Consider the following 4237-nt stretch of genomic DNA (forward strand, 5'->3'; position numbering starts at 1 on the left):
CCGCCCGCCCCGCCGGCCACCTCCAGCATGGCGGTGCGGGTCACGCCGGTGGCGCGAGCCGACGGAGCGCACGCGAACTGATCGCGGTGGGTGGCCGATGCCGATCCGACCGTGTCGGCCTGGTGTGGCTCCCCAGGTGGGTGCATCTTTCGCCCCGATGTGTTACTTCTGGGACCGATGTGCGAAAGTTGCGGGAAAGCGGTTTTCCCGGCCGCGTCCGACCTTGCGGCACCCCCTCCCCACCACCTCGAAGATCGGCCCTGTCCCGACGATCAGCGCCACCTCGAAGATCCCGCGTCCGGTCCGATCCTGCTCGGAGTCCGATCGATGTCCCTGTCCACGGCCGTGCGTCTGCAACGCCCGCGCCCGGTCGCCTTCGCCATCGCACTCGTGCTGGCGTGGTTGCTGCTTGCCCTTGTCGCGTTCGCCCTGCGCCGCGATCCCATCGAGGATGATCTCGCCGCCCGGGCGACCGCGGCGGTCCGGTCCACCGGCGGCGGGCACGCCCAGGTTCACGTCGAGGGGCGTGATGCGGTCGTCACCGGTCGTTTCCCGAGTGCCGCCGCCGCCGAACAGGCGCGGGCCTCGGCCGCGGTCGCCGGCACGACCTCCGCGCGTCTCGGTGACGACGTGGTCATCGCGACCGAACCCGCGCGCCCCCTGGTGCTCGCCGTGGCCGGCCGAGGACTGTCGATCACGGCGACCGTGCCCGACCGGGCGAGCCGTGCCGTGTTGCTCGCCGCCGTGGCGGACGCGAGCGGCGGGTCGGTGACCGGCGAGGTCCGGGTCGACCCGGCCGTGGCGGAGCCGCCGGTGGAGGCGGTGGCCGCCGTCGCGGCGGCGTTGCGCGGTTTCCCCGGGAACCACTCGGTCACAGTCTCCGGGACGACCGTGGCGGTGGCCGGCAGCGCCCCGGACGAGGCCACGAGGCGGCGCCTCGGCGCCCAGGTGCTGGCGGCGGCCGGTACCACCGTTCCTGATGCCACCCTGGACAACCGGCTTGTCGTCCCGGGAGAGAAGCCTGCCGCCCCGGCGGCGAAGCCCACCTCCGACGCCGGGGCCCTCGCGGCCCTACGCGCTGCCCTCGACGGCCGGAACGTGACGTTCCCGGTCGGCGCAGCGACACTGAGCCCGCCGGCCCGCCTTTGGCTTGACCGGGTGGCGGCGGCGCTGCGCGCCGGCCGGGTCGTGGTCCTGGTCGGCGGCCACACCGACGCCTTCGGGCCGGCGACCCTCAATCAGGCGTTGTCTCTGGACCGGGCCCGGGTGACTGCCGACTACCTGACGGACCGGGGCGTACGTCCCGACCTCATGCGCGTCGCCGGGTTCGGTTCCCGGTGGCCGGAGGCCGACAACGCCACGCCCCGGGGACGGGCGGCCAACCGTCGGGTCGAGATCGTCCCGTGGCCCGATCGCTGATTCTGGGCGAGCCCGATCCCGGCTGATCCGGTCGATCTGCAGTCCGGTCGATCTGCAGTCCGGCCGATCTGCAGTCCGGCCGATCTGCAGTCCGGCCGATCTGCAGTCCGGTCGATTTCCGGCCCAGTATCACGGTGATGTCGCGGATGCGCGACCGTCTTGCCTGCGGCGGGTGGCCCATGGCACCCTCTGCTTAGGGAAGCCTTAGCTAAGGCTGCTCCGCAGGGTCGACTGCCCCACGGGGTCGAAGGATCATCGACAGATCGACAGGGTCGCGAACTGCCGCTTGGCCGTCCGCGTGCTGGCTGTCTCGGGCGTGGTGAGGTGCGGTGCTCGTCTGTTCATGCTTCGCGGTGTCCGACCGGATGCTACGCAATGTGATCGCGTCGGGTGCCTGCGACGTTGACGCCGTCGGCGAGCGATGTGATGCCGGGACGGGCTGTGGCGGCTGTGTAGAGGAGATCGCCGAGCTGTTGGACGAGGCGTACGCGCGCCGCGGCAGCCCGGTCGCCAGGGCGGGGTAGGGTTCCGGATGGGTGCTGGTCACCTCGTTGTGGTACCCCGCGTGGCGGCCCGCCCGCCCGGACCATCCGCAACGGTCGAGCTCCCGGCGCCGCGTCCCCCGTCGTTGACCGCCGCGCCCGCCGATCCGTCGCGACCGGATCGCCGTGGTGGGGTTCTCCTTCGGCGGGTTTACCGCGATGGTGTCGAGAGCATCGGTATCCTCGGCGTCCCGGCCGATCGGCGGGTCAGGGCGGCGGTGGGCATCGCGCCGGCCACCGAACCGCTGCCCGACGGGGTCCCCGCTCGGGCGCGGGTGCGGGTGCTGCTGGTCAGTGGCGTGAGGGATCGTGAGGGATGGGGCGATCCCGACTGAACGTCACGTCAGCCGGGCCTTCGAGCGTCTCGTCTCGGCGGGGATCCCCGCCGCGCTGCGCCTGCGCCTCGTTATGACCGCGGCCACGGCCTGCTGGCCGCCGGTGATCGACGTCACCGAGGACCATCGGCTCACGGTCCGTTACACGGTCGCGTTCCTGGCCCGTCGACTACGGAAGACTACGGAATGAGACCGGCTATGACCGCTATCTCGGACCGCCGGCGGACCGGCCCGCCTCCGCGGTGACCGTGCGCCGGGCCATGTGACCATCACGCTCCGACGGTGTCCCCGCGCGGGCACATCGGTCCACCCGCGAGCTACCGCGTGGAGCTACCGCGTGGAGCTACCGCGTGGTGGGATCACCCTTGCGCTGCCACGACGGCATATGGATGACCCACCCCGACATTGCCGGCTACCGTGGGCCAACCGGCCGAAGTCCGCCTGAGAGGTAGCATCGGCCGGTCGATCCGGCCGAGCCGCGACGCCTCGCTGATTGCGAGGCGCGAGGTCGGCGACGGCGCTGAGTCGGCTGCGCCAGCCGGATCACGGGCGATGCCTACGGGTACAGTACGGTACCCCGTGAGGAGGTCGTGGCGATGTCCGCTCGCCAGGTGCGGCGGTTTCAGCTGGAGCGTGACGTCGATGTCTCCGGCGTCTCCGGGACGGGTGCGGTCGCGTTCGGGGCGCAGGCCCCAGACGGCACCTGCGTGTTGTGGTGGGACTCCGAACACGATTCCATCGGGATCTATCCGACAATGGAGACGCTACTCGCCATCCACGGGCACGGCGGGAGTACTCGCGTCGTCTACATCGATGCCGCCGACCAAGCCGTCCCCGCGGTTCCGGGGGGTCCCGCCGCCTCGGCCGTTCCCGCCCTCTCCGCGGCGTCGCCTGTGCCGAGCCCGGCGTCGCCCGTTCCGAGCCCGGCGTCCCTGCGTGCCGCACCGTCGCTACGCCTCGGTTCCGCGGCGCGTTCGGCCGCCGCGACTCGTGGCCCGCGTCCCTCGCCGACCCGCAAGGCGCAGCCCGGGGGTGATGGCCGCTGATCAGGTCAGCGGGCGGAAGCAGGCGGTGGCCCGTTCCTGCGGGTCTACGGTGTAGAGCGCCAACGTGCCCGCCATCTCCTTCGGGTCCACGCCGTTGTCGAGCATGTGCCGGTGCAGGCCCGCCATCATGAGCAGGGCGTAATGCACCAGAATCGACGTGATGTCGGCGGGATGGCGTAGTGCCTCGCGAAACTGTTCGTCGGTCGCCACGTCGCTGGTGAGAGCGGCGAGGACGCCGAGCCGAATCCGCCCGGCGAGGTCCTCCCAGAGCTGGGCGCTTTTCGGGGCCTCCGGTCCTCGCCAGATCCCCGGGAACGCCAGGCCGGCGACGACGGCGGTCGGCTGTCGTCCCGTCCGGAGATGTATCGCGACGACCCACATCGCCATGAGCCAGCACATCCCGCGCAGGGTGTGCAGCGGATCGACGATCATCTGCTCACGGAGGTGCCGCTCGGACTGCGGGCGGCTGGCCGGAGCCAGCCAACCGCAGACGAGACGTTCGAGGTCGACGATCTGGACCATGGGCAGGTCCGCGGGGTGCGGCCGGGCCAGCGCGGCGGCCCGGTTGGACTCGGAGTCGACCAGGGCGAGCGCGCCCGGATCGGAGAGTGTCTGCCAGGCCAGACCCGCCGACGGCATGCGGCACACGGTAACGCGAAACGCAGCACACCGACCACAGCATCGGCGGCATTGTGTGGCATTCGACGGTTGCCTCACCGCCGATTCTCTGGATGCGTCGCCGTGGTTTCCGCCGGAGGACCGATGCCGCGCGTGCCGCGCGCACAGCGGTCCCCGGATCCGGGAGGAGCGTTGCGAACGGTAAGCGGGCGTCCGGGGGTTCACTCCTCGCCGAGGAGGTCTGACTACTCGCCGAGGAGGTCGAGGGGGGTGGTGG

At 71.8% G+C, this 4237-nt stretch carries 5 protein-coding genes; 4 read left to right on the forward strand and 1 reads right to left on the reverse strand.

Translation table 11 applies throughout. From position 1 onward, the window contains the following. Positions 1-327: 327 nt before the first annotated feature. The 4 genes from AC08OV_RS23795 (at position 328) to AC08OV_RS23810 (ending at position 3342) form a co-directional block, all read left to right on the forward strand. On the forward strand, positions 328-1419 hold the full coding sequence (locus tag AC08OV_RS23795; protein ID WP_476615896.1) for an OmpA family protein: 1092 nt from the start codon (positions 328-330) through the stop codon (positions 1417-1419). Between the two features lie 329 nt (positions 1420-1748). Next, a complete protein-coding gene (locus tag AC08OV_RS23800; protein ID WP_462189201.1) occupies positions 1749-1943 on the forward strand; it encodes a (2Fe-2S)-binding protein in 195 nt (64 codons plus the stop codon). Between the two features lie 327 nt (positions 1944-2270). Then, the gene (locus AC08OV_RS23805; RefSeq protein ID WP_476615897.1) at positions 2271-2486 is read left to right on the forward strand and encodes a hypothetical protein; all 216 of its coding nucleotides are present in this window, start codon (positions 2271-2273) and stop codon (positions 2484-2486) included. A 406-nt stretch (positions 2487-2892) separates the two neighbouring features. Then, entirely contained in the window at positions 2893-3342 is a 450-nt protein-coding gene (locus AC08OV_RS23810) for a hypothetical protein (protein ID WP_476615898.1), read from the forward strand. On the opposite strand, the gene AC08OV_RS23815 is transcribed toward AC08OV_RS23810, so the two are convergent. Then, entirely contained in the window at positions 3343-3981 is a 639-nt protein-coding gene (locus AC08OV_RS23815) for a hypothetical protein (protein WP_476615899.1), read from the reverse strand. Positions 3982-4237: the final 256 nt, after the last annotated feature.

The organism is Frankia sp. CeTa3Moorea, from assembly GCF_978021225.1.

Coding starts and splice junctions, on each gene's coding strand:
- AC08OV_RS23810 (WP_476615898.1), top strand. CDS start 2,893: ATGTCCGCTCGCCAGGTGCGGCGGTTTCAGCTGGAGCGTGACGTCGAT.
- AC08OV_RS23795 (WP_476615896.1), top strand. CDS start 328: ATGTCCCTGTCCACGGCCGTGCGTCTGCAACGCCCGCGCCCGGTCGCC.
- AC08OV_RS23815 (WP_476615899.1), bottom strand. CDS start 3,981: ATGCCGTCGGCGGGTCTGGCCTGGCAGACACTCTCCGATCCGGGCGCG.